Source organism: Streptomyces blattellae, from assembly GCF_009709555.1.
Taxonomy (GTDB): Bacteria; Actinomycetota; Actinomycetes; order Streptomycetales; family Streptomycetaceae; genus Streptomyces; species Streptomyces blattellae.
Genome location: NZ_WJBG01000212.1, coordinates 33178 through 54978, shown reverse-complemented (window position 1 = coordinate 54978; position 21801 = coordinate 33178). Strand labels below are relative to the sequence as shown.

The window sequence follows — 21801 nt, the reverse complement described above, 5'->3', positions numbered from 1 at the left end:
GAGGGGACGGGGTCAGGGATGCTTCGCTGCACGCACCGCGTCCAGCAGTGGTTCCAGCGAGCCCAGGATGTCCCGCTCCGGCACCCCGGCGCCCCGCATCCGGAGCGCGGCCCGCACGCTACTCGCGTAGCCCAGGAACGGGACGCCGGCGGCGCGTGCGGCGGTGGCGTCGGAGTCGGAGTCCCCGATCATCAGCGAGGCCTCCGGGGCCGCCCCCATCGCCCGCAGGGCGCGGTTCAGGGTCTCGGGATGCGGCTTGAGGAAGTGCATCTCCTGCGCCGTACGGCCGTAGATGTGGGGGGCGAAGCAGGAGAAGAGCTCCCTGTCACGCAGGTACTCCGCCACCGCTCGGGCCGAGTTGTTGGTCACGATGGCCAGCCGGGCCCCGACCGCGACCCAGGTCTGGATCAGCGGATCGACGTGTGCCGTCGGCCACGCTCGGCGCGCGGCCTGCAACTCGTGCTTGGTGAGGTGCGCTTCGAGGTCGGTGAGCAGGTCGCTGCCGGGGTGCCGTGCGGCGAAGGTGCTCAGCACGCCATGGGGATCCGGACTGAAACGTTCCTCCTCGGTGAGCAGGCCGTCCCGCCCTTGGTCCACCAGCCGCTTCACCTGAGCCCTGGCTATGTCCGATGCCGGATGACCGTGGAACAGCCGGCAGATCGGTCCGTCGAAATCAAAGAGGACATACCGTGTACGTGCGACCAGTTCCCCAAGTTCCTCGGCAGCTCTCGTCACCAGGTCGGCCCGTCCAGTCTCAGGAGTCACTAGCTGAGTGTCTGTCGGGGAGCGTTCGATTCCCAGAGGGCATCGAAGCAATTCTTCGTGTCCTCCACGATCTCCGCGTCCTGTCCTCCCCTGTCGCGCCGGAACTCGAACAGCGCCGACTTGAACCCGCTGACGTCGATGACCTCGAACGGGTCCTCGCCGGGCAGATCCTCGTAGGAGCGCCTGGCAGGCTGGTAGTTGCCCTGCAGCGCCAGCGTGCCGTTCAGCACGTACTGCTTCATCGACGGCACGAAGGTCAGCGACCGGAAGGTCACCTTCGTATCGATATCGTGGTCACGCGTGAGGGTGGAGAGATAGGTGCGCATCACCTCCTGCTGCTGGACGATCTGCTCCTTCAGACTTTCGTGCACCTTCTCCCTGATCTTCGGCGGCCGGTCCACCGGGTCGGGATACGGCAGGGGCACATCAGGCCCCGGCAACAGACACCGCACTTCCACGGAGTCGGGGTGCACCTCGCCCCTTGCGACCGCCGTGCACATCTCGCCGAGTGCCCACATCAGGGTCTCCGCCGTGAAGCAGACGGCGTCGATGCGCACCGCCGACGAGCCGAACGCCTCGGCCAGGTAGGTCTTCAGGACGACCCGGGCCGCCCTGGACTGCTGGGGTTCCGGCCGGACCTCGGCCACCCTCGGCGGGCTTCCCTTGGTCACGTGGGTCAGCAGGTCCTGCGCCTGCAGGATGCGCAGCGCCTGGCGGACCGCGCCGCGCTCCACGCCGAACTCGTCGACGAGTTCGGCCTGGGTGGGCAGGCGGTCTCCGGCTCTCAGAGCACCGACGCGGATCCGTTCGCGCAGGATGTCGGCGATCTCCTCGGGCGACCTTCTGTTGCCGTTCACTGGTTGGTTCTCCTGGTTCACGACCGGTCAGCTGAGCGTCAGGTCCGTAGTGATGGTTTCCCAGAGAGCGTCGAACCACTTCTGGGATTCTTCGACGAACGCGGCGTCACGCCGGCCGGCCTGCTCGGCGAAGGAGAAGAGGAGGGATTCGGTGCCCAGAGCGTCGTACATGTCGAGGGTGCCGGAGTCCGTCGGCTCCTCGCGGCGCGTGATCATGTAATACGCGATCAGCGCCTCGGCCCCGTTGAGCAGGTACAGCTTCACCGGCGGCGTGAAGGGCAGCGCGCGGAAGGTGACGGTCACCTTGATGCGGTGCGAGGAGCGCAGGGCCTGGAGGTTGTGCCGGAGGACGTGACCCTGGGCGTTGCGCTGGGACAGCCAGCGCTCGTGCACCGACTCGTCGTTGCCGTCGACCGGCGCCGGGAACGCCAGCGCGATGTCGCGGGAAGGCAGCAGGATGCGCACGTCGATCGAGTCGGGGCAGAACGCCCCCTCGTGGATCCGGCGGAGCGGCTCGCTCAGGGCCAGCATCAGCGTCTCGACGGTCAGACAGGCCGCGTCTATCCGCACGTGCGGCGCGGAGAAAGCGTCCGTAAGCCGCGGCCCCAGCGCCACCATCGTCGGCTGGGGTCCGCCGTGGGCCGGTCCTGGGGCCGCGATGCGGGGCGGGCTGCCCTTGCTCACGTTATTGAGGAGGCCTTCCTCCTGAAGTGCCCGCAGAGCCTGGCGCACGGTACCGCGCTCCACGCCGAACTCCGCGGCGAGTTCGGCCTGGGTGGGCAGGCGCTCGCCCGCCTTGAGTTCACCGGCGCGGATCCTGTTCCGCAGTATGTCGGCGATCTCCTGGGGCGAGAGTCTGCTGCTGCCGTTCACTGCCACGTTCTCCTGGGTCACGACCAAACGCTACAACTCCGTCCCATCTATGTGGAGTTGCTGGAAAGTTGTTTTGAGATGGCTGCCAAATGGGAACAGCATAATTGGAGTTGGTCGCCAAGTTGGTCAAGTTGGCGGAAGGTTTACCTCCACGATCCACCCCCCACCGCTCGTCCCGCCGCCCAGGAAGCCCGAAGGGGGAATCAACGTGCCTGCCCTCGCCTTCATCTCCGCAGTATTCGTCGTCGGCTTCGAACAGATGGTCCAGTGGGAGTACGGCGCCGCCGGCATTGTCGCTCTGCTGCTGCTCACCATCGGCATCAAGGCCAAGAGCCCGGCGCTCAGCTCCATCGGGGCCGTCATGCTCGCCGTACTGGTCTCGGGCCCCGCTCTGTGAAGTCGGGCGCACAAGAGACCACCACCCTGTGGGAGACGTCAGCTCGTGAGCACCAGCTCCGAACTGATCGTCTCCCACAGTGCGTTGAACCACAGCTGGGACTGCTCCACGAACGTGGTGTCACGCAGGCCGGCGCCCTGCTCGAAGGCGAACAGCATGGACTGGGAGCCCTCGGCGTCGTACATCTCCAGATGCTCGTGTTCGATCTCCTGCTCGCGTCGCGTCAGCGTGTAGTAGGCGAAGAGCGCCTCCGTGCTGTTGAGCAGGTACAGCTTCACGGGCGGGGTGAAGGGCAGGGCACGGAACGAGACGTCGACCTCGATGCCGTGGGTGGCGCGCAGGGCCAGCAGGTTGTGCTGGAGGACCTGGCCCTGGGCGTTGCGCTGGGCCAGCCAGCGGCGGTGTACGGAGTCGTCGGCGGTGGGGTCCACGGGTGCGGGGAAGGCGAGTTCGATGTCGCGGCTGGGTAGCAGGACACGAACGTCGATCTTGGCCGGTTTCAGCTGTCCTGCGTGGATCTGGCGCAGTGGCTCGCCGATGGCGAGCGTGAGGTTGATCGAGGTCAGGCACAGCGCGTCGATCTCGATGTGCGCACCGTCGAACGCGGCGGCGATGCGGGGCGCCAGCGCCACCATCGTGGGCAGGGGCGGGGCTCCCGGGCCGGCCAGGGCCATGCTCAGGTCGGGTGCGACGGTCGCCGGGCTGCCCTTGGAGACGTTGGTGAGCAGATGCTCCGACTGCAGGATGCGCAGCGCCTGCCGTACGGCCCCTCGCTCGACGCCGAACTCGTCGGCCAACTTGGCCTGGGTCGGCATGCGTTGGCCCGGCTGCAGCTCCCCCGACCTGATGCGGGCGCGCAGTTCGTCGGCCACCTCTCGATGTGACGGGGGTGGCCGCTGTGACCTCGCCCGTCCATTGACGGCGGCGTGTTTCGGGTCCACGACCAAACAGTACAACTTCTCGCCATCTTCCGTCAGTTCAAAGAAAGGTGGTTATGAGACGCTTACAAGCGGAGATAAGTACAGTGGAGTTGGTAACCAACTTGAGCAACATGGTCAAACTTCCTGGGGGTTGGCCACCAGGGTCGGATCCTTCGACCAGGTGGACGGTCCTCAGCAGGGTTCCGCTCACCCCGCCCAGGGCGACCCGTCCCTAAGGAGGGACCGCATGCCGCTCGCCGCCATCGTCCTCGCCGCCATCGCCGTCACCTTCGAGCAGCTCATCGAGTGGAGGTACGGCCCGATGGGAATCATCGGGTTCATCGCACTGGCCATCGGAATCAAGGCCAGGAACACCGCCTTCGGCGGTATCGGAGCGATCATCCTCGTGATGCTGCTCGCCCAGTCCGGCTGAGCACCGCCACGGCCGCCCCGCCCAGAATCGGCTGGCCGGGCTCCCTTCCGGAGGGGAGCCGGGAGCCTGGTCAGTCTGCACCACACGCACAGCCACAACTCAACACCGACAACCGAACAGCAGCGACAGCTGCACACACAGCACAGCCACAACTGAAAGCCACAACTGAAAAGCACAGCCACAACTCAAGAGCACAGCTACGGATGAACCGTCATTCGCCGTCGAGCAGGAAGGAGACCTCAGAACATGTCCGGGCACCAAGGCCGCCTGGACGTACGCAGCAGGGCGTCGGCCATCTTGGCGGCGCCCGCTCGTTCTTCCTGGACCCGCCCCAGCGCAGCCAGCCTGACGGCCGACTCGTCGCCCAGCCAGAGGGACGCCAATTCGCCCACGTCAAGCGTGAGTTCGGCGGAGGCCGTGGTGGGCGCACAGGCAGCCCCCTCCGGCGAGGCGTCGAGCCGATACCGCCCGCCGCTGAACCTGCCCGCGTCCCGTACGTCGACGACGAGCGACCCCGCCCCCTCGTACGTCCGCGCCTCCAGGGCCCGTACGACATCGAGGATCCGCACCCACAGCCAGTCGGACTGCGCGGCGATACGGGCGGCGCGCGGATCGGGAAGCAGGAGCGGAAGCAGATCGTCCGGCGCCCGCCACCCGCTCTTCACCGTCGTGACCCAGTCGATGGAGCAGAGGTAGTGCCACAGGGCTCGTTCGGCCCCCGGGGTGGTGGCGATCAGCCAGTCCACCTGGGCCGTGTTGTGCGGCTGCTGCTTGTCATGCCAGTTGTCGTCCGACCGGTACGACGCAAGCCCTTCGACTTCGCCCGCCGCCGAGCGGTACACGGCGAAGTGGGGTTCGGTCCACGACTCCTCGAAGACCACGGCACCGGTCCTCAGCTGCCACCACAGGTCGTCGCGGCTGACCACACCGGGCTGGCTCCGCCGCAGCCGCTCATGCAGCTCGGGGCCCAGCTTGCGCACGTCTTCCCCGTCCACGAGGTCGATCCGCCCGCCGTCCTCCGGCCCCGCCCACCGCGGGTCGAGACCCGCCCGCGGTACGTCGACCGTCCACTCACTCATCCAGGTGGCGGGCCCGAAGCCGTACCGTCCGTAGATCGGGTACTCGGCGGCGATCAGCGTCGCCACCACGTCTCCCCGCTCCCTCGCCGCGGCGAGATCCTGGGCCATCATCCGGGTCAGCAGACCCCGGCGTCGGTGGGTGGCGGTGACGGTGACGGTGACGCCCGAGACGGCATCGGCGGTCACCGCCGCACCGCCCACGGCCGTCAGCTCCTGCGCGAACGACCGGAACGTGGCGACACAGCGCCCGCCGTCGAAGGCCCCCAGGAATCGCCCCGGTTCGAACTGACCGCGCCGAACCGCGACCTCCGTCTCCGGGGGCGTCGGCCGCCGCAGAAACCCGGTGTTCACCGCGCGCAGCCAGTCGGCGAACTCGGCTTCGGTGATCGGGCGGACGTCGATGTCGGCGCGGCGGGTCATACGATCACGGTAGGTGTACGACGGTGCCGGTGTCGCGGGGTTTTGCACGCCCCCGCGTCAGGTCAGGTCAGGTCACGTCAGCAAGTCGTCCACCTGCGCCTCCCCCTCCCGGTACCGCCGCGCGATCTCGCCGCTGCAGTCGTCGGCGGTGCGCTGGAGGCGTTGGCGGCGGTGGGAGACCTGTTGTTCGTAGCGGACGAGGCGGCCCATGGCGGTGTTGAGTTCGAGGTCGGTGCGGGCGCCGAGGTCGGAGAGTTCGACCTCGGCGAGCATGTCGGCGGCCAGCTTCCGGTACTCCTCGCTGTGCGGCGTCCCCAGCGTCACGTGGCGGGCGGAGGAGCGGTGGCGGGCCGGGGCGTCGGTGAGGATCTCCGGGAGGCGGTCGACGACGGACGCCTGCCCTGCGGGGCCGCGTCGCGCCAGTTCCGCCCGCAGGATGTCGATCCGGCCCTGCAGCAGCCGCCGTACATAGCTCAGGTCCGCCTCGTCCCGCTGTGCGTCCCGGCGGAGCGTGCGCAGCTCCGGCAGGCTCAGCGCGGCCAGCTCGTGCTCGGCCGGCTCGGCGGCCAGCCGCGGCCACAGGCCCGGTACCGAGCCCGAGCCCGGGTCCGGCACCGGTACCGGACCCGGGCTCGGGCTCGGACTGTCGGTGCGCTGCGTGGGCGGCCGCAGATTCGCGACGTCCGCAGCGCGGACCGTCGGCGGCTGCCCGGTACTCGGTGTGCTCATCTGCCTCAACCGTCCCCTCGACCGGCGTGTGGGAGCATCGTGCCACCCCAGGTGGCCAGTATGTGAATGAGTGCCCCCGATCGGCCCCAGATGGGGGGTTAAGGAGCGATACGCAGTAGCATGCAGCCGCCCGCGGGCCAGTCCCGACCGCAGGGCATCATGGGGGCATGCGTGCAGTGGTGCAGAGGGTCGACGGCGCGAGTGTCGTCGTGGACGGTGAGACGGTCGGGGAGATCATCGGCGAGGGGCTGTGCGTCCTGGTCGGCGTCACCCACGAGGACACCAAGGAGAAGGCCGCGCAGCTCGCCCGCAAACTCTGGTCGATCCGCATGCTGCAGGACGAGAAGTCGTGCAGCGACATCGACGCCCCGCTGCTCGTCATCAGCCAGTTCACCCTGTACGGGGACGCGCGCAAGGGCCGCCGGCCCACCTGGAACGCCGCCGCCCCGCAAGACGTGGCCGAGCCCCTCGTCGACGAGGTCGTCGCCCGGCTGCGTGCCCTGGGCGCGACGGTGGAGACGGGCCGGTTCGGTGCGCGGATGCGGGTGAGTCTGACGAACGACGGCCCGTTCACGGTCCTGCTCGAAATCTAGGGCTCTACGACCGCTTCCTGCGCCGCGGCCGTCGTGTCCGCCACCAGCCGCGCGTCCACCGGCACGTTCCGCTTCACCAGCGCGAGCGCGACCGGGCCCAGTTCGTGATGGCGTACGGACGTCGTGACGAAACCGATCTTGCGCCCGTCGGGCCCGTCGTCCGCGAGCCGGATCTCCGTGCCGTGGGCGGGCAGGTGCACCTCGCTGCCGTCCAGGTGGAGGAAGACCAGGCGGCGCGGGGGCTTGCCCAGGTTCTGCACGCGGGCGACCGTCTCCTGGCCGCGGTAGCAGCCCTTCTGCAGATGCACCGCCGTGCCGATCCAGCCCAGTTCGTGCGGGATGGTGCGGTGGTCGGTCTCGAAGCCGAGGCGGGGGCGGTGGTGCTCGACGCGGAGGGCCTCGTACGCCAGGATCCCGGCCGCCGGGCCCGCCTTCCCGGCGTACGACTCCAGGTCCGCACGCGGGAGGAAGAGATCACGGCCGTACGCCGTCTCGCGTACGACGACGCCCTCCGGCACCTCCGCGATCGAGCCCGCGGGCAGGTGGACGACCGCGAACTCGCCGGTGCGGTCGGCGACTTCGACCTGGTAGAAGAACTTCATCGACTCCAGGTAGGCGAGCAGCGCGTCCTTGGTGCCGGGCTCGACGTGGGCCCAGGTCGTCGAGCCGTCGTCGACCAGGTACAGCGCGTGCTCGATGTGGCCGTGCGCCGACAGGATCAGCGCTTCGGTGGCCTCGCCCGCGGGCAGGTCGGTGACGTGCTGGGTGAGCAGCAGATGCAGCCAGCTCAGCCGGTCCTCGCCGGTGACGGTGACGACACCGCGGTGCGAGAGGTCGACGAAGCCGGTGCCGTCGGCGAGGGCGCGCTGCTCGCGGAACAGGTCGCCGTAGTGGGCGGCGACGCCTTCGTCCACGCCTTCGGCGGGGACGGCGCCGGGCAGAGTCAGCAGAGGGCTCTTCATGGGACCAAGCCTACGACCCTACGAATCGGTACTTGAATTCTTGAGCGTGCAGTCGCGGCACCGGCCGAAGATGGCGAAGTGCTTCATGTCCGTGTCGAAGCCGAACGTCTCACGCAGCTTGGCGGTGAACTCGGCGGCCACGGAGACATCGGCCTCGATGACGTTCGTGCAGTCGCGGCAGACGAGGTGGATGTGGTGGTGCCGGTCGGCGAGGTGGTACGTGGGCGCCCCGTGCCCGAGGTGGGCGTGGCTGACCAGCCCGAGCTCCTCCAGCAGCTCAAGGGTCCGGTAGACCGTCGAAATGTTGACCCCCGACGCCGTCTTCCTCACTTCCACGAGGATGTCGTCGGGGGTCGCGTGCTCAAGGGTGTCCACAGCTTCGAGCACGAGTTGCCGCTGCGGGGTCAGCCGGTAGCCGCGCTGCCTCAGATCGCTCTTCCAGTCGGTGCTCACCACACTGACGAGTCTAGAGCCACTTCTGGAGCCACTTCAGGAAAGGCCTACTTGAAGAAGGCGATCCCGTCGTCGGGCATGTCGTCCGGGAGGGCCTTGGCCCAGCGTTCGACGTCCTGAGGGGTGACGGCCTTCTTCAGGTGGGCGGACATGTAGGGGCGCAGCTCGACCTCGGGGGTCTGCTTCTCGCCGACCCACATCAGGTCGCTCTTCACGTAGCCGTAGAGGCGCTTGCCGCCGGTGTAGGGGCGGGAGGCTGCCGTGCGCGCGACCGCGTCCGTCACGAGGTCGATCTGGGGCTTGTTGTCGGCCAGCTCGCCGTACCAGATCTCCACGACGCCGTCGTCACGGACCATCGTGACCTCGACCTTGCGGTCGGCGTCGATACGCCAGTAGCCGGTCTCGGACTCCAGCGGACGGACCTTGCTCCCGTCGTCGTCCAGCACCCACGTGTGGGACCGGTACTCCAGGAAGTCCCGGCCGTCGTGGCTGAAGGAGACCTCCTGGCCGAAGTTGCACTTCTCGGCGCCCGGGAAGTCGTGCACGCCTGCGCCGGCCCAGTCGCCGAGCAGGAACGCGAGGGGGACCATGTCCCTGTGGAGGTCGGACGGGATCTCGATCATGAGCGGAGGAATTCCTTGGTGGGGGTCAGCGCTGGCCCTGGTACAGCTTCTTCACGGTCAGCCCGGCGAAGGCGAGGACGCCGACGCAGACAAGGACCAGCAGGACTTCGAAGAAGATCTCCACGGAATGCTCCTTGGTGAGCGAGAGTACGCGTTGCACAAGACCGGGCCCAAGCTTACGCGGGTGCCCGGCGCACTACGATTCCGGCCATGGCGAAGAAGCTCGTGATCAAGGTGACGGCGGGGGCCGATGCCCCCGAGCGGTGCTCACAGGCGTTCACGGTGGCGGCGGTGGCCGTCGCCAGCGGCGTCGACGTCTCCCTCTGGCTGACCGGGGAGTCCGCCTGGTTCGCGCTCCCGGGCCGCGCCGCCGAGTTCGAACTCCCGCACGCCGCCCCGCTCCCCGACCTCCTCGACGCCCTCCTCGCGGGCGGCCGCGTCACCCTGTGCACGCAGTGCGCGGCCCGCCGGGACATCACGGAGAAGGACGTCATCGAGGGCGTACGCATCGCGGGGGCGCAGGTGTTCGTACAGGAGGCGCTGGGGGACGAGACGCAGGCGCTCGTGTACTGACCCGCACCGGCTTCCCCCCGCCGCAGCGCCCGGCGCCGGCCAACCGCCCCCTACCGCGGCCGTCTCTTCCCGTCCAGCTCGTCCCACCACTCGTCGGACTTCGGGTCACCGGAGGGATCGTCCCACCAGCGGTCCTCGGGGCCGCGGCGGTTGGCGACCATCGCGGCGAGCGGCGGGATGACCATGGCCACCACGCACATGCCCACGGCCACGGGAATCGACCAGAGGCGTACGACGCCCCAGGCCAGGACGAAGAGCGTGACGCAGGTCCCCATCATGGCGAAGTACATGCGCCGTCGCCGTGCGTACATACGTCCAGGGTAGGCCCGGACATGGCGGAAGGGCCGTACCCGCCGGGCGTCCAGCCCGTGGGGGTACGGCCCTTCCGTCGTCGTCAGACCGCGATCGCGACCTCCGCCAGGCCGCCCTGCTGGGCGACGACGGTGCGGTCGGCGGTGGCGCCGCCGGGGACCAGGGCGCGGACGGTCCAGGTGCCCTCGGCCGCGTAGAAGCGGAACTGGCCCGTCGCGGAGGTGGGCACCTCCGCCGTGAACTCGCCGGTCGAGTCCAGCAGACGGACGTAGCCGACGATGGGCTCGCCGTCCTTCGTCACCTGGCCCTGGATCGTGGTCTCACCGGGCTTGATCGTCGAGGCGTCGGGGCCACCGGCCTTCGCTCCGCACATATGAATCTCCTGAGGGGTTGGAAAGGTCGGGGCTTACTTGTTGGCGCCGAGCTCGATCGGCACGCCGACGAGGGAGCCGTACTCGGTCCAGGAACCGTCGTAGTTCTTGACGTTCTGCACGCCGAGCAGCTCGTGCAGGACGAACCAGGTCAGTGCGGAGCGCTCACCGATGCGGCAGTAGGCGATGGTGTCCTTGGCCAGGTCGACGTTCTCCTCGGCGTAGAGCTCCTTGAGCTCGTCGTCCGACTTGAAGGTGCCGTCGTCGTTGGCGTTCTTCGACCACGGGATGTTGCGGGCGGACGGGACGTGGCCCGGACGCTGCGACTGCTCCTGCGGCAGGTGCGCGGGGGCGAGCAGCTTGCCGCTGAACTCGTCGGGCGAGCGCACGTCGACCAGGTTCTGGCTGCCGATGGCCGCCACGACGTCGTCGCGGAAGGCGCGGATGGAGGTGTCCTGCGGCTTGGCCTTGTAGTCGGTCGCCGGACGCTCCGGCACCTCCTCGACCAGCTCGCGGGCGTCCAGCTCCCACTTCTTGCGGCCGCCGTCGAGCAGCTTGACGTTCTGGTGGCCGTAGAGCTTGAAGTACCAGTAGGCGTACGAGGCAAACCAGTTGTTGTTGCCGCCGTAGAGGATCACCAGCGTGTCGTTGGCGATGCCCTTCGCCGAGAGGAGCTTCTCGAAGCCCTCCTGGTCGATGAAGTCACGGCGTACCGGGTCCTGGAGGTCCTTGGTCCAGTCGATCCGGATGGCGCCTCGGATGTGGTTCTTCTCGTACGCGGACGTGTCCTCGTCGACCTCGACGATGGCGATGTCGGCGTTGTCGAGGTTGGCCTCGACCCAGTCGGCGTCGACCAGGACGTCGCTGCGGCTCATGCTCTTTCTCCTCCGGGGCAGGTGCGGCGGGGCGTGCGAGTGAGAGGGGCGCGCGGTCCGGGGTCCGGACGGCGCACGAATGCCCTGGGCAGGGCGGCGGGAATGCGGAAGGCAGACGCTTCCGCTCAGAAGGTGCGACAGAGCATGGCGGCGACGCGGCACAGGTCTACTGCCCGCCGCTTCGTGAGGTCCGCCTGACGCTTCATGGGCTTGAGCTTAGGGACGGACGGGTGGGCATGTCACCGGTGTGTCGTATTTTGAGACGCGATCGTCCGGGATACGGGAAGAAGTGACTGCCGGAGCGGCTGCGGCCGGGTTTCCGGGCGGATGTATCCGTGGTCACATCTGCGGTACGGACGTCCGCGTCTCGCCCTTCGGACGGCGCCGGCGATGGCCGTCGATGATGGCCGTCGCCGATGGCCGCTGACGTCCTACCCGGCCAGCCGGACGTTCGAACCCTTCACGCCGATCTCCACACCGTCCTGCGCGGGCTCGACCCGGTCCAGCTGGATGCCGCCGGGCAGGTCGTCGATCTGCTGCTCGAAGTCGGTGATCTCCCTGACCTGGTCCTCCGTGATCTCGACGCCGCCGAAGGACGGGAGTTCGTCGGCGTGCACCCGCACGGTGTTGTCGCCCTCGACCGTCAGGGTGCCGAGGACGTCGACCGGCTCGGGCAGCTTCGTGCCGAGTACGGTCGCCTCGACCGAGACCTTGATCTTGCCGTTGCCGCCGTCGGAGAGGCCGACGACGTGCGCGGTGACGCCGGAGGCGATCTCGGTGGGCTCCGACTGGGCGGTCTTCAGCAGCTCGGCGTAGGAGATGGTGCCGGTGCCGGTGGCGCTCGCCGCGGTGGCGGAGCTGTAGTCGCCGGAGAACTCGACGCCCTTCATGTTCGCCTGGAGATCGCCGATACGGATCTTCTCGGCGCCGTCGCCGGTGGTGGCCTCGTAGTCCTTGATGCCGACCTCCACGTCGTCCAGTTCGCCGCCGAGGACCTGGGTGAGGAACGGGAAGCCCTTGATGGAGACGCCGGGGGTGGTCGCGAGGTTCTCGCTGCTCTTCATCCTGTCGGCGACCTCGCCCTCGGCGAAGTTCACGGCGATGCGGTCGGCGGCCACGAACAGGCCGCCGACGATCACGGCGACGATCAGGACTATCCGCAGTGCGCGCATGTTTCGGTCTTCCCCCACCTCGGCGGTCATCGACGACGACGGCCGACGACGGTCACTGACGACCGGGTGGCCGTCCTGCGTGAGAGTAACCCCGGGGCAAGGGGCCGGCCGGGGATTGTCGATCGGCTGTGACAGTCGCCGGTCAGCTCAGCGCCCGGCCCAGCAGGTACACCGCCGGTGCCGCTGCCGCCAGCGGCAACGCGACCCCCGCCGTGAAGTGGACGAAGCGGGACGGATAGTCGTAGCTCGCGACCCGGTGGCCGATCAGGGCGCAGACGCCCGCACCCACGCCGAGGAACGCGCCGTCCGCGTCCAGGCCGGTCATGCCGCCCACCGCGATGCCCGCGCCGGCCGCGGCGAGGAGGGAGACGATCACGGACGCCGGGGTGGGCAGCGGCAGGGCCCGGGCCAGGATCGCCACGGCCACCGCAGCGGCGCCGACCGTGGCGGCGTCCGTGTCGGCCGCGAGGTAACCGGCCGCGATGATCGACAGCGCCGCCGAGGCGACGGTCGCCATCAGGCCGTACATCCGCTCGTCCGGGTCGGCGTGCGACCTCAGTTGCAGGACCAGGGCCAGCAGCACCCACACACCCAGCGTGCCGAGGATCGCCGCCGGTGCGTGGTCGGCCGCCACCAGCGCGACATCCGCGGTCAGCGCCCCCGCGAACGCCAGCGCGATGCCCTGCCGTGCGGGCCACATCCCGTTCAGCCGGAACCAGCCCGCCGCCGTCACCGCCTGCAGCACCACAAGCGGTACGAGCAGCGCGTACGACCCGATGGCCGCCGTGCCGGACAGCAGCAGCCCCAGCAACGCCGTCAGCGCCGCCGGCTGCATCCCCGGCTCGATGATCGGCGACCGCCCCTCCAGGCGGGCCCGCTGCGCGTCGGTCATACGGGAGTTCCCGACGAGGGTGGCGGGGCCGTAGGCGGGCTGGTCGTCGCCACCGCCTTGGGCAGTCGGCTCGGCGGGAGCGGACGGGTGGGCAAGGCCGGCGACGCCGGGCGCCGGGTAGGCGGGGCCGTGGACCGGCTCACCGGCTCCGGCCCACTCGTGCCCCTGTGGCGGTCCCTGCGGCTGTCCCTGGGGGCGCCCCTGCGGCAGTCCCTGGGGGCGCCCCTGCGGCTGTCCCTGCGGCGGTCCCTGCGGCGGCAGATACGCCGTATCAGCCGCCGAGGCCGCCGCGGGCACCTGCGTGTCCCACGTCTGCCCCTGCCACTGCTGCGTGTACTGCTGGGCGGCGTGCGGATCCTGGTACGCCTGCTGCCAGTACGGGTCGTACCCCTGCGGGTACTGGCCCTGCGGGTACTGGCCCTGCGGGTACTGGCCCTGCGGGTACTGGCCGTCGTAGGAACCCTCGTAAGAACCCTCGTGCGGCTGGTTGGTCATCTCACCCTCCTGCGAACGGCGGAAGCACCTCGACCGTCCCGCCGTCGGCCAGCCGTACCGTCTCATGTCCGCGGGTGCCTACGGGGTCACCGTCGATGAGGAACGAGCATCGCCGCAGGACGCGCGCCAGTTCACCGGGGTGTCGCTCGCGCACGGCAGCCAGCGCCTCGGCGAGGGTGGCCGCGTCGTACGGCTCCTCGGCGACCCCGGCCGCGGCCTTCGCGGCGGCCCAGTAGCGCACCATGACCTTTGGCATGCGGTTCCTCAATCGATCGGCGGTCAACAGGGCCAGGCTATGCGCTTCGCCCGCTGTGCCGGTATGCGGCTCAGCCCGCCTTCGCCGCCGCCCAGTCCCCGATCCGGTCCAGCAGGCCGTCCGTCGCCGCGTGCTCGGCGTGGCCCATGCCGGGCTCCAGCCAGAGTTCGCCGTGGTCGCCGGCGGCCGCGGCGAGCATGTGGGGGTGGTCGACGGGGAAGTAGCCGTCGATGTCGCCGTGGACGATGAGGAGCGGCGTGGGCGCGATGTGCGGGACCGCCTCGACCGGGGAGAGGGGGACCGGGTCCCAGCCGCGGTGGTGGATCCGCGTCCGCAGTCCGTAGCGGCTCACCAGGCGGCCCTCGCGGCGGGTCACCAGCCAGTGCACGCGCCGCATCCGGGGGGTGCCCCGGTAGTACCAGCGGGCGGGGGCGCTCACCGAGACCACCGCGTCCGTACCCGCTCCCGCCTCGGTGCGCCCCTCGTGCTCCGGCCCGGCCGCGGCTGCCGATGCGCCGTACAGCGCCGCATGCCGCAGCACCACCGAGCCGCCCATCGAGAAGCCGACCGTCACCACGCGCTGGTGCCCGAGGGCGCGGGCCCAGGAGACCGCGGCGGCCAGATCGTGCACTTCGCGGTCGCCGACGGTGGAGCTGCCGCCGGACCGGCCGTGCCCTCTGAAGGAGAAGGTGACGACCGCGCCGTGCTGCGCGAACGCCTGCGCCACCCGTCGCACATGGGGCTTGTCCACATCGCCGGTGAAACCGTGCGCGACGACGAACGCCACGTCACCGGAAGGTGGCGCTCCGGCGTCGTATACGGCGCGATCGGTTTCGTATACCGCGTCATGGGGTTCGTATACGGCGTCGATCGTCACCCCGTCGAACGTGCGCAGAAACGTACGCAAAGACCCCACCGCGCCCGTCTCGGATGCCGGACGGACGGAGGATCGTGCCACATGACCTGCCATGCCGGCCCTCATGTGGGCTATTCTGCTGGACAGAGGACTCGGGCAGCGTAGCCCCCGGGTCCTTTTGTGCTTTCGGAAGCGTTGTATACGAAGCGGGAAACTCCAGGTGACCGCGGGTGTACGGGGCCGCCGGGATCGCAGAGCAGGTGACGTACCGCACGCGTCCTCGCAGGGACCGAGGAGGAACCAGACGTATGAGTTCTCTGCTGCTCCTGACCAATGCCCTTCAGCCGTCGACGGAGGTGCTCCCCGCACTCGGCCTGCTCCTGCACAACGTGCGGGTCGCCCCGGCCGAGGGCCCCGCTCTCGTCGACACCCCCGGTGCCGACGTCATCCTGATCGACGGCCGCCGTGACCTTCCGCAGGTGCGCAGCCTCTGCCAGCTGCTGCGCTCCACCGGCCCCGGCTGCCCCCTCATCCTGGTCGTCACCGAGGGCGGCCTCGCCGCCGTCACCGCCGACTGGGGCATCGACGACGTCCTGCTGGACACCGCGGGGCCGGCGGAGGTGGAGGCGCGGCTGCGGCTCGCCATGGGCCGCCAGCAGATCGTCAACGACGACTCCCCGATGGAGATCCGCAACGGCGACCTGTCGGTGGACGAGGCGACGTACTCCGCCAAGCTCAAGGGCCGGGTCCTCGACCTCACCTTCAAGGAGTTCGAACTCCTGAAGTACCTCGCGCAGCACCCGGGCCGCGTCTTCACGCGCGCGCAGCTGCTGCAGGAGGTCTGGGGTTACGACTACTTCGGCGGCACCCGCACGGTCGACGTCCACGTACGACGGCTGCGCGCCAAGCTCGGCCCCGAGCACGAGTCGCTGATCGGCACCGTCCGGAACGTCGGTTATCGATTCGTTACGCCGGAGAAGGCGGACCGCTCCCCGGACGAGGCGATGGCCAAGGCGGGCCAGGCCGGCCGGCCAAAGCCGGAGGATGCGGACGAGACGGCCGCCCTGGACGCCACCGAGGTCCGGGCGGAGGCATAGCAGGCCTGTGGGCGGGTCCGCCCGCCCACAGGAGATGCACAGCCGGGCGTCTTTACGCCTGCCCACAGCGGGTCCATCCGCGTAGACTCCGCGCGTGGCCAAGGTGACTCGGGATGACGTGGCGCGGCTGGCGGGGACTTCCACCGCGGTGGTCAGCTACGTCATCAACAACGGACCCCGGCCGGTCGCCCCGGCCACGCGCGAGCGTGTCCTCGCCGCGATCAAGGAGCTGGGCTACCGGCCCGACCGGGTCGCCCAGGCCATGGCGTCGCGGCGCACGGACCTCATAGGCCTGATCGTGCCGGACGCGCGCCAGCCCTTCTTCGGGGAGATGGCTCACGCGGTCGAACAGGCCGCCTCCGAGCGCGGAAAGATGGTGCTCGTCGGCAACTCCGACTACATCGCCGAGCGGGAGACCCACTATCTGCGGGCCTTCCTCGGCATGCGGGTCTCCGGGCTGATCCTGGTCAGCCATCAGCTGAACGACCTCGCCGCCGCCGAGATCGACGCCTGGGACGCCCGGGTGGTGCTGCTGCACGAGCGGCCGGAGGCCATCGACGACGTCGCCGTCGTCACGGACGACCTGGGCGGCGCCCAGCTCGCCGTACACCACCTCCTGGAGCACGGCTACGAGTACGTCGCCTGTATGGGCGGCACCGCCGAGACCCCCGCGGTCGGCGACCCCGTCTCCGACCACGTCGAGGGCTGGCGGCGCGCGATGGACGAGGCCGGGATCCCCACCGAGGGACGGCTGTTCGAGGCGCCGTACAACCGCTACGACGCCTACCGCGTCGCCCTGGACATCCTCTCCGGGCCCGAGCGCCCGCCCGCGATCTTCTGCTCCACCGACGACCAGGCGATCGGCCTGCTGCGCGCAGCCCGCGAGCTGCGCATCGACGTGCCGGACGAGCTCGGCGTCATCGGCTTCGACGACATCAAGGAAGCGGCCCTCGCCGACCCGCCCATGACCACGATCGCCTCCGACCGCTCGGCCATGGCACGGGCCGCGGTGGACCTGGTCCTGGACGACGGCCTGCGGGTGGTGGGTTCGCATCGCGAGCGGCTGAAGGTGTTTCCCTCGCGGTTGGTGATACGGCGGTCCTGTGGCTGCCGGTAGCGCCTGAACAGCGTTTCTGAGGGCCGTCCGGACGTTTCTGAAGGCCGTCTGAGAGTCCTGGCCAAGCAGCGAGAGCTGCCTTTACATCGGGCAAACGAGGTTTTGGCGGCGTTCTCAGGGGGCGCTCAGCCAGCTCTCATCGAGCGGCGACAAGCTCTGAGACATGACCGAGAGCATCCGCCGCAGCGGCGAGTACGAGAACCCCGGTGAGGGCGACCAGCAGCAGACTGAGTCCCCCCTGCAGTCGGCGTACGCCCAGCAGCACGCCTCCTCCCCCGCCGACCCCGAGTGGCCGCCTCCGCCGGCGCACCAGCCACCGGAATCGGCTGAGCCCCACGCGGCCGTGCCGCCGGCGCAGGCCGCGCCCACTTCGGCGCCCGCGTCAGCGCCCGCCTCAGCGCCCGCCGAGTTCGCGGCGGCCGGTGACGGCCACGGTGGCCAGAGCGGTCACGGTGGCCACGGTGACGGCGGCTACGACAGCACCGGCGCGTACGGCGGCTACGGCAGCGACACCGCGGTCCTCGCGGCCGTACCGGCCGACCCCGCGGCCTCCCTACCCCCTGCCCCCGCTTCCGCGCCGAAGAAGCGTCGCGCCCGCGGCCCCCTCGCCCTTCTGGCCGCCGTGGCGATCGTCGCCGCGGCCATCGGCGGCGGTACCGCGTACGGCATCCAGGAGCTGGCCGGCGACGACTCGGCGTCCTCCTCGACCGTCACCACCAACACCAACGTCGTGCCGTCCGCCCAGAGGGGCACCGTAGCCGGGGTCGCATCGGCGGTCACCCCGAGCACCGTCGAGATCAGTGCCACCTCGAACGCCGGTGAGTCCACCGGCTCCGGCGTGATCATCACCAGCGACGGCGAGATCATCACCAACAACCACGTCGTCGCCGACGCCACGTCGATCAAGGTGACCACCAGCAACGGCAAGACCTACACCGCGGAGGTCGTCGGCACCGACAGCGACAAGGACCTGGCGCTCATCAAGCTGGAGGACGCCTCCGGCCTGAAGGCGGCGTCCCTCGGCAACTCCGACAACGTGCAGGTCGGCGACTCAGTCGTGGCGATCGGCTCCCCCGAGGGTCTGACCGGCACCGTCACCAGCGGCATCGTCTCCGCCCTGGACCGCGATGTGACCGTGGCCACCGACGAGGGCCAGGACCAGGGCAGCGGGGAGTGGCCGTTCTCGTTCGGCGGCGAGGAGTTCAACGGTGACACCGGCTCGTCGACGACGACGTACAAGGCGATCCAGACGGACGCGTCCCTGAACCCCGGCAACTCCGGCGGCGCGCTCATCGACATGAACGGCAACATCATCGGCATCAACTCCGCGATGTACTCCGCCAGCGACGCGATGTCCTCCTCCAGCGCCGGCAGCGTCGGCCTCGGCTTCGCGATCCCGATCAACGACGTCAAGGCTGACCTGGACACGCTGCGGTCCGGCGGCGCCGACAACTAGCAACCAGTCGACCAGCCGACCGACCAGCAGACGCAGGAGAAAAACAATGATGATCAAGAAGGTCTCCCACGATGTGGCCGGAACCGACCCGGCCGGGTTCGCCCTGGCCCTCGAAGTGGCGTACGCACTGCACGCACCGGCACCGCGAGCCCCGGAGGTGGCGGTGAGCGGCGACCGGACCCCGCGTCGGACGAAGTCCTCGTCCCGCCCCCGCCGCCGTACCGTACAAGGCTGAAAGCGTGCGACGCTGAGATTCGTCAGTCCCACGTCCCACGTCCGTACGCACCCGAGGAACCGATCCCATGAGCCCCGCCGATGGCGACCGTGACCCCCAGCGCATCCTGATCGTCGACGACGAGCCTGCCGTACGCGAAGCGCTCCAGCGCAGCCTCGCCTTCGAGGGGTACGACACAGAGGTCGCGGTCGACGGCGCCGACGCCCTGGAGAAGGCGACGCTCTACAAGCCGGACCTGGTGATCCTGGACATCCAGATGCCGAAGATGGACGGCCTGACTGCCGCCCGCCGCATCCGAGGGGCGGGCGACACGACGCCCATCCTCATGCTCACGGCTCGCGACACAGTGGGCGACCGGGTCACCGGCCTGGACGCCGGAGCCGACGACTACCTCGTCAAGCCCTTCGAACTCGACGAACTCTTCGCCCGCGTCCGCGCGCTGCTGCGGCGCAGCTCGTACGCCGCCGCGGCCGGGGCGGGCACGGCCCAGGAGGACGACGCGCTGTCCTTCGGCGACCTGCGGATGGACCTGGCCACGCGGGAGGTGACGCGGAGTGGACGCCCCGTGGAGCTGACCCGCACGGAATTCACCCTGCTGGAGATGTTCATGGCACATCCGCGCCAGGTGCTGACCCGTGAGCAGATCCTGAAGGCGGTGTGGGGCTTCGACTTCGAGCCGTCTTCGAACTCGCTGGACGTGTATGTGATGTACCTGCGCCGCAAGACCGAGGCCGGCGGCGAGCCACGGCTCGTCCACACGGTGCGTGGCGTGGGGTACGTGCTGCGCCAGGGCGGCGCTGAGTGAACAAGGTTGTACGCCGGGTCCGGTCACTGCCCATCCGGGCACGTCTGGCGATGCTGGTCGCGGCGGCGGTGGCGTTCGGGGTGGCGGCGGTTTCGGTCACCTGCTGGTTCATCGTGCAGGGGAAGCTGTACGACCAGTTGGACGAAACCCTGAGCCAGACGACGAGTATGCGGGGGCTCGACCTCCAGGCCTCGGCGGCCATCACCTCGTGCACGCAGACACCGGAGCAGGGCGTCCCCCAGAACACCTATCTCCAGGTCGTGCTGGAGGACGGAACGCCCTGTGTCCTGCCGTTCTCGCTGGGCACCGTCAAGGTCACCGCCGTCGACAAGGAGGTCATCACGAACAGGCAGGAGGGCATCTACCGCAACGGCACCGACTCCGCGGGCAACGACGTACGCGTCATGACCGTGCCTGTCACCGTCACCAACACCAACACGATGACCAGCTCGCCGGCCGCCTTCACCGCCGCCACCCCGCTGAAGAGCACCAAGGACACCCTCAACGACCTCGCCCTCCTCCTGCTCCTCGTCTCCGGCATCGGAGTACTGGGCGCCGGAGCAGCGGGCCTCGCCGTGGCCCGGGCGGGCCTGCGTCCCGTCGACAAGCTCACGGACGCCGTCGAACACGTCGCCCGCACCGAAGACCTGACCGTCCGCATCCCGGTGGAGGACGAGGCCGAGGACGAAGTCGCCCGCCTCTCCCGCTCCTTCAACTCGATGACGTCGTCCCTGGCCAGCTCCCGCGAACTACAGCAGCAGCTCATCGCGGACGCGGGCCATGAACTCCGTACGCCCCTGACGTCACTGCGCACCAACATCGAACTCCTCACCCGCAGCGAGGAGACCGGCCGCCCGATCCCCGAGGCGGACCGCAAGGCACTGCTGGCGTCGGTGAAGGCTCAGATGACGGAACTGGCGTCGCTGATAGGCGATCTGCAGGAGCTGTCCCGCTCGGAGAGCCAGCGGGGCGAACGCGTCCAGGTGATCTCCCTGGAGGACACGGTGGAGTCGGCCCTGCGCCGGGCGCGGCTGCGCGGCCCCGAGCTGACGATCAGGGCGGACCTGCAGCCCTGGTACGTACGGGCCGAACCGACGGCCCTGGAGCGCGCGGTCGTCAACATCCTCGACAACGCGGTGAAGTTCAGCCCCGAGCACGGCACGATCGAGGTCGTACTGAGCGACGGCGTCCTGACCGTCCGCGACCACGGCCCCGGCATCCCCGTCGAGGAACTCCCCCACGTCTTCGACCGCTTCTGGCGCTCCCCGAGCGCACGCGCCCTGCCGGGCTCGGGACTGGGCCTGTCGATCGTGGCGCGGACGGTGGAGCAGGCGGGCGGCGAGGTGGCGCTGGACCGCGCGGAGGGCGGAGGGACGGTGGCCACCGTCCGGCTGCCGGGGGCGCCTACTCCGCCGCCGGAGGCGGTGTAGGGAACTCAATCGGATCGGCTTCCTGCCAGAAGACCTCATACACCAGGATCTGCGGATCCGCGATGCGCCGATCGAAGCTGTAGACCAGCCAGCCGTAGCCGTTGTCGAAGTACAGGATGCGCGGTCCCTTGGGGTCGCTGGACCGCACTGGCTCGACGCGCACGCCCTCTGGAAGATCACCGTCGGCATCGATCCCCCGGAAATACGGGTCCTTCGCAGTGACCAGTTCCGCGCGAGCCTCGTCAACCAGCTTCTCTGCATGCTCGGGCAGCGCATCACGGCCGGCGAGAGCATCGATCCGCCAGTCCATCTGCCAAGGCGGTCCCATGAACTCATCGGTCACTCGCCGGGCTCCAGCTTCCGTGCGCCGTAGCGAATCTTCGCCACCTCGTCGATCAGAGCCTTGGCCTCAGCAATGTCGGTCGCCTCTGCAGCGCGGTGCTGGAGCTCGGTCACATGAGCGTCCAGCTGCGGATCACGGGCGATCGCGTACTCGCACCACCAGCGGGCCATGAACGCATGCACCGGACCGGGGTCGTACGCGTCGGCGATCGCCCACTTCCAGTGGGCGTCGAAGTCCGGGAGGAGCACGGGAGCGTGCTCGGCGATGGCTTCCCGCAGCGCCTTCGGGGTCCGCTCGGGCATGGGAGGGACGACCGGATCACGTTCCGCAGCGCGGGCAGCCATGATCGTTGTCCTCCTTCGACGTGCCGTGTCTACGACCATAACCGCGCTCACCGCCCCCGCGCGGACTG

The 21801-nt window shown here is 69.5% G+C and carries 29 protein-coding genes; 10 read left to right on the top strand and 19 right to left on the bottom strand.

What is annotated here, in order from left to right; all coding sequences use genetic code 11:
• Positions 1 to 12: 12 nt before the first annotated feature.
• From GFH49_RS28660 to GFH49_RS28650, 3 genes are read right to left on the bottom strand one after another with little or no spacing between them, the layout of a single operon-like run.
• Positions 13 to 765 carry an HAD family hydrolase gene (locus GFH49_RS28660; RefSeq protein WP_230396546.1) on the bottom strand — a complete coding sequence of 251 codons (753 nt, stop codon included), beginning with the start codon at positions 763 to 765 and terminating at the stop codon, positions 13 to 15.
• A complete protein-coding gene (locus tag GFH49_RS28655; protein ID WP_230396545.1) occupies positions 765 to 1622 on the bottom strand; it encodes a FadR/GntR family transcriptional regulator in 858 nt (285 codons plus the stop codon). Before GFH49_RS28655 ends, GFH49_RS28660 begins: the two co-directional genes overlap by 1 nt.
• 27 nt (positions 1623 to 1649) lie before the next feature.
• Positions 1650 to 2522: a winged helix-turn-helix domain-containing protein gene (locus GFH49_RS28650; protein WP_155058952.1), complete on the bottom strand. Its 873-nt coding sequence runs from the start codon at positions 2520 to 2522 to the stop codon at positions 1650 to 1652.
• 181 nt (positions 2523 to 2703) lie between these two features.
• On the opposite strand from GFH49_RS28650, the gene GFH49_RS28645 reads away from it, so the two are divergent.
• A complete protein-coding gene (locus tag GFH49_RS28645; RefSeq protein WP_155058951.1) occupies positions 2704 to 2892 on the top strand; it encodes a hypothetical protein in 189 nt (62 codons plus the stop codon).
• Between the two features lie 38 nt (positions 2893 to 2930).
• Here GFH49_RS28645 and GFH49_RS28640 read toward each other — a convergent pair whose 3' ends face one another.
• A complete protein-coding gene (locus tag GFH49_RS28640; RefSeq protein ID WP_155058950.1) occupies positions 2931 to 3839 on the bottom strand; it encodes a winged helix-turn-helix domain-containing protein in 909 nt (302 codons plus the stop codon).
• Positions 3840 to 4059: 220 nt separating this feature from the next.
• Here GFH49_RS28640 and GFH49_RS28635 point away from each other — a divergent pair, with 220 nt between their 5' ends.
• A complete protein-coding gene (locus GFH49_RS28635) occupies positions 4060 to 4245 on the top strand; it encodes a hypothetical protein (protein ID WP_155058949.1) in 186 nt (61 codons plus the stop codon).
• A gap of 239 nt (positions 4246 to 4484) precedes the next feature.
• On the opposite strand, the gene GFH49_RS28630 is transcribed toward GFH49_RS28635, so the two are convergent.
• Together GFH49_RS28630 and GFH49_RS28625 are read right to left on the bottom strand one after the other, a co-directional pair.
• Positions 4485 to 5744: a GNAT family N-acetyltransferase gene (locus GFH49_RS28630; RefSeq protein WP_155058948.1), complete on the bottom strand. Its 1260-nt coding sequence runs from the start codon at positions 5742 to 5744 to the stop codon at positions 4485 to 4487.
• Between the two features lie 72 nt (positions 5745 to 5816).
• On the bottom strand, positions 5817 to 6473 hold the full coding sequence (locus GFH49_RS28625; protein ID WP_155058947.1) for an RsiG family protein: 657 nt from the start codon (positions 6471 to 6473) through the stop codon (positions 5817 to 5819).
• A 167-nt stretch (positions 6474 to 6640) separates the two neighbouring features.
• Between GFH49_RS28625 and dtd the strand changes: the two genes are divergently transcribed.
• Positions 6641 to 7066, top strand: a complete 426-nt coding sequence (gene dtd, locus GFH49_RS28620; protein WP_155058946.1) for a D-aminoacyl-tRNA deacylase — start codon at positions 6641 to 6643, stop codon at positions 7064 to 7066.
• On the opposite strand, the gene ygfZ is transcribed toward dtd, so the two are convergent.
• The 3 genes from ygfZ to GFH49_RS28605 are packed head-to-tail and all read right to left on the bottom strand — an operon-like array spanning position 7063 to position 9104.
• Complete coding sequence (gene ygfZ / locus GFH49_RS28615; RefSeq protein ID WP_155058945.1) at positions 7063 to 8028, bottom strand: CAF17-like 4Fe-4S cluster assembly/insertion protein YgfZ; 966 nt, start codon at positions 8026 to 8028, stop codon at positions 7063 to 7065. The two genes, dtd and ygfZ, sit on opposite strands and share 4 nt — an antisense overlap.
• A gap of 18 nt (positions 8029 to 8046) precedes the next feature.
• Positions 8047 to 8484 carry a Fur family transcriptional regulator gene (locus GFH49_RS28610; protein WP_155058944.1) on the bottom strand — a complete coding sequence of 146 codons (438 nt, stop codon included), beginning with the start codon at positions 8482 to 8484 and terminating at the stop codon, positions 8047 to 8049.
• Positions 8485 to 8528: 44 nt separating this feature from the next.
• Entirely contained in the window at positions 8529 to 9104 is a 576-nt protein-coding gene (locus GFH49_RS28605) for a heme-binding beta-barrel domain-containing protein (RefSeq protein ID WP_155058943.1), read from the bottom strand.
• A gap of 210 nt (positions 9105 to 9314) precedes the next feature.
• On the opposite strand from GFH49_RS28605, the gene GFH49_RS28595 reads away from it, so the two are divergent.
• The gene (locus tag GFH49_RS28595) at positions 9315 to 9677 is read left to right on the top strand and encodes a DsrE family protein (RefSeq protein WP_155058942.1); all 363 of its coding nucleotides are present in this window, start codon (positions 9315 to 9317) and stop codon (positions 9675 to 9677) included.
• A 50-nt stretch (positions 9678 to 9727) separates the two neighbouring features.
• On the opposite strand, the gene GFH49_RS28590 is transcribed toward GFH49_RS28595, so the two are convergent.
• The 8 genes from GFH49_RS28590 to GFH49_RS28560 all read right to left on the bottom strand — a co-directional run bounded on the left by GFH49_RS28590 (position 9728) and on the right by GFH49_RS28560 (position 15032).
• A complete protein-coding gene (locus GFH49_RS28590; RefSeq protein ID WP_155058941.1) occupies positions 9728 to 9988 on the bottom strand; it encodes a DUF3099 domain-containing protein in 261 nt (86 codons plus the stop codon).
• 83 nt (positions 9989 to 10071) lie between these two features.
• Positions 10072 to 10362 carry a DUF1416 domain-containing protein gene (locus GFH49_RS28585; RefSeq protein WP_155058940.1) on the bottom strand — a complete coding sequence of 97 codons (291 nt, stop codon included), beginning with the start codon at positions 10360 to 10362 and terminating at the stop codon, positions 10072 to 10074.
• A gap of 33 nt (positions 10363 to 10395) precedes the next feature.
• Positions 10396 to 11235, bottom strand: coding sequence for a sulfurtransferase (locus GFH49_RS28580; RefSeq protein ID WP_155058939.1), 840 nt, complete (start codon positions 11233 to 11235; stop codon positions 10396 to 10398).
• A gap of 125 nt (positions 11236 to 11360) precedes the next feature.
• Positions 11361 to 11441: a putative leader peptide gene (locus GFH49_RS41635; RefSeq protein WP_350310325.1), complete on the bottom strand. Its 81-nt coding sequence runs from the start codon at positions 11439 to 11441 to the stop codon at positions 11361 to 11363.
• 225 nt (positions 11442 to 11666) lie between these two features.
• On the bottom strand, positions 11667 to 12407 hold the full coding sequence (locus tag GFH49_RS28575) for an LmeA family phospholipid-binding protein (protein ID WP_155058938.1): 741 nt from the start codon (positions 12405 to 12407) through the stop codon (positions 11667 to 11669).
• 142 nt (positions 12408 to 12549) lie between these two features.
• Positions 12550 to 13794 carry a hypothetical protein gene (locus tag GFH49_RS28570; protein ID WP_155058937.1) on the bottom strand — a complete coding sequence of 415 codons (1245 nt, stop codon included), beginning with the start codon at positions 13792 to 13794 and terminating at the stop codon, positions 12550 to 12552.
• A gap of 1 nt (position 13795) precedes the next feature.
• Positions 13796 to 14050 (bottom strand): MoaD/ThiS family protein, encoded by a 255-nt coding sequence (locus GFH49_RS28565; protein ID WP_155058936.1) that lies wholly within the window; start codon positions 14048 to 14050, stop codon positions 13796 to 13798.
• Between the two features lie 70 nt (positions 14051 to 14120).
• Positions 14121 to 15032 (bottom strand): alpha/beta hydrolase, encoded by a 912-nt coding sequence (locus GFH49_RS28560; RefSeq protein ID WP_155058935.1) that lies wholly within the window; start codon positions 15030 to 15032, stop codon positions 14121 to 14123.
• Positions 15033 to 15214: 182 nt separating this feature from the next.
• On the opposite strand from GFH49_RS28560, the gene GFH49_RS28555 reads away from it, so the two are divergent.
• The 6 genes from GFH49_RS28555 to GFH49_RS28530 all read left to right on the top strand — a co-directional run bounded on the left by GFH49_RS28555 (position 15215) and on the right by GFH49_RS28530 (position 21046).
• The gene (locus tag GFH49_RS28555; protein ID WP_155058934.1) at positions 15215 to 16003 is read left to right on the top strand and encodes a winged helix-turn-helix transcriptional regulator; all 789 of its coding nucleotides are present in this window, start codon (positions 15215 to 15217) and stop codon (positions 16001 to 16003) included.
• A 94-nt stretch (positions 16004 to 16097) separates the two neighbouring features.
• Entirely contained in the window at positions 16098 to 17120 is a 1023-nt protein-coding gene (locus GFH49_RS28550; RefSeq protein ID WP_155058933.1) for a LacI family DNA-binding transcriptional regulator, read from the top strand.
• Between the two features lie 163 nt (positions 17121 to 17283).
• Positions 17284 to 18576 (top strand): S1C family serine protease, encoded by a 1293-nt coding sequence (locus GFH49_RS28545; RefSeq protein ID WP_155058932.1) that lies wholly within the window; start codon positions 17284 to 17286, stop codon positions 18574 to 18576.
• Between the two features lie 46 nt (positions 18577 to 18622).
• Positions 18623 to 18811 (top strand): hypothetical protein, encoded by a 189-nt coding sequence (locus tag GFH49_RS28540; RefSeq protein WP_408055964.1) that lies wholly within the window; start codon positions 18623 to 18625, stop codon positions 18809 to 18811.
• A 67-nt stretch (positions 18812 to 18878) separates the two neighbouring features.
• Positions 18879 to 19616 carry a response regulator transcription factor gene (locus tag GFH49_RS28535; RefSeq protein ID WP_155058931.1) on the top strand — a complete coding sequence of 246 codons (738 nt, stop codon included), beginning with the start codon at positions 18879 to 18881 and terminating at the stop codon, positions 19614 to 19616.
• A complete protein-coding gene (locus GFH49_RS28530) occupies positions 19613 to 21046 on the top strand; it encodes a HAMP domain-containing sensor histidine kinase (RefSeq protein WP_155058930.1) in 1434 nt (477 codons plus the stop codon). Before GFH49_RS28535 ends, GFH49_RS28530 begins: the two co-directional genes overlap by 4 nt.
• On the opposite strand, the gene GFH49_RS28525 is transcribed toward GFH49_RS28530, so the two are convergent.
• Both GFH49_RS28525 and GFH49_RS28520 read right to left on the bottom strand, forming a co-directional pair.
• Positions 21021 to 21389, bottom strand: a complete 369-nt coding sequence (locus tag GFH49_RS28525; RefSeq protein WP_155058929.1) for a hypothetical protein — start codon at positions 21387 to 21389, stop codon at positions 21021 to 21023. The genes GFH49_RS28530 and GFH49_RS28525 overlap by 26 nt on opposite strands.
• The gene (locus tag GFH49_RS28520) at positions 21386 to 21733 is read right to left on the bottom strand and encodes a DUF6247 family protein (protein WP_155058928.1); all 348 of its coding nucleotides are present in this window, start codon (positions 21731 to 21733) and stop codon (positions 21386 to 21388) included. The genes GFH49_RS28525 and GFH49_RS28520 overlap by 4 nt, the downstream gene beginning before the upstream one ends.
• Positions 21734 to 21801: the final 68 nt, after the last annotated feature.

Coding starts and splice junctions, on each gene's coding strand:
- GFH49_RS28635 (WP_155058949.1), top strand. CDS start 4,060: ATGCCGCTCGCCGCCATCGTCCTCGCCGCCATCGCCGTCACCTTCGAG.
- GFH49_RS28630 (WP_155058948.1), bottom strand. CDS start 5,744: ATGACCCGCCGCGCCGACATCGACGTCCGCCCGATCACCGAAGCCGAG.
- GFH49_RS28625 (WP_155058947.1), bottom strand. CDS start 6,473: ATGAGCACACCGAGTACCGGGCAGCCGCCGACGGTCCGCGCTGCGGAC.
- dtd (WP_155058946.1), top strand. CDS start 6,641: ATGCGTGCAGTGGTGCAGAGGGTCGACGGCGCGAGTGTCGTCGTGGAC.
- ygfZ (WP_155058945.1), bottom strand. CDS start 8,028: ATGAAGAGCCCTCTGCTGACTCTGCCCGGCGCCGTCCCCGCCGAAGGC.
- GFH49_RS28605 (WP_155058943.1), bottom strand. CDS start 9,104: ATGATCGAGATCCCGTCCGACCTCCACAGGGACATGGTCCCCCTCGCG.
- GFH49_RS28595 (WP_155058942.1), top strand. CDS start 9,315: ATGGCGAAGAAGCTCGTGATCAAGGTGACGGCGGGGGCCGATGCCCCC.
- GFH49_RS28590 (WP_155058941.1), bottom strand. CDS start 9,988: ATGTACGCACGGCGACGGCGCATGTACTTCGCCATGATGGGGACCTGC.
- GFH49_RS28585 (WP_155058940.1), bottom strand. CDS start 10,362: ATGTGCGGAGCGAAGGCCGGTGGCCCCGACGCCTCGACGATCAAGCCC.
- GFH49_RS28580 (WP_155058939.1), bottom strand. CDS start 11,235: ATGAGCCGCAGCGACGTCCTGGTCGACGCCGACTGGGTCGAGGCCAAC.
- GFH49_RS41635 (WP_350310325.1), bottom strand. CDS start 11,441: ATGAAGCGTCAGGCGGACCTCACGAAGCGGCGGGCAGTAGACCTGTGC.
- GFH49_RS28575 (WP_155058938.1), bottom strand. CDS start 12,407: ATGCGCGCACTGCGGATAGTCCTGATCGTCGCCGTGATCGTCGGCGGC.
- GFH49_RS28570 (WP_155058937.1), bottom strand. CDS start 13,794: ATGACCAACCAGCCGCACGAGGGTTCTTACGAGGGTTCCTACGACGGC.
- GFH49_RS28565 (WP_155058936.1), bottom strand. CDS start 14,050: ATGCCAAAGGTCATGGTGCGCTACTGGGCCGCCGCGAAGGCCGCGGCC.
- GFH49_RS28560 (WP_155058935.1), bottom strand. CDS start 15,032: ATGAGGGCCGGCATGGCAGGTCATGTGGCACGATCCTCCGTCCGTCCG.
- GFH49_RS28555 (WP_155058934.1), top strand. CDS start 15,215: ATGAGTTCTCTGCTGCTCCTGACCAATGCCCTTCAGCCGTCGACGGAG.
- GFH49_RS28545 (WP_155058932.1), top strand. CDS start 17,284: ATGACCGAGAGCATCCGCCGCAGCGGCGAGTACGAGAACCCCGGTGAG.
- GFH49_RS28540 (WP_408055964.1), top strand. CDS start 18,623: ATGATGATCAAGAAGGTCTCCCACGATGTGGCCGGAACCGACCCGGCC.
- GFH49_RS28535 (WP_155058931.1), top strand. CDS start 18,879: ATGAGCCCCGCCGATGGCGACCGTGACCCCCAGCGCATCCTGATCGTC.
- GFH49_RS28520 (WP_155058928.1), bottom strand. CDS start 21,733: ATGGCTGCCCGCGCTGCGGAACGTGATCCGGTCGTCCCTCCCATGCCC.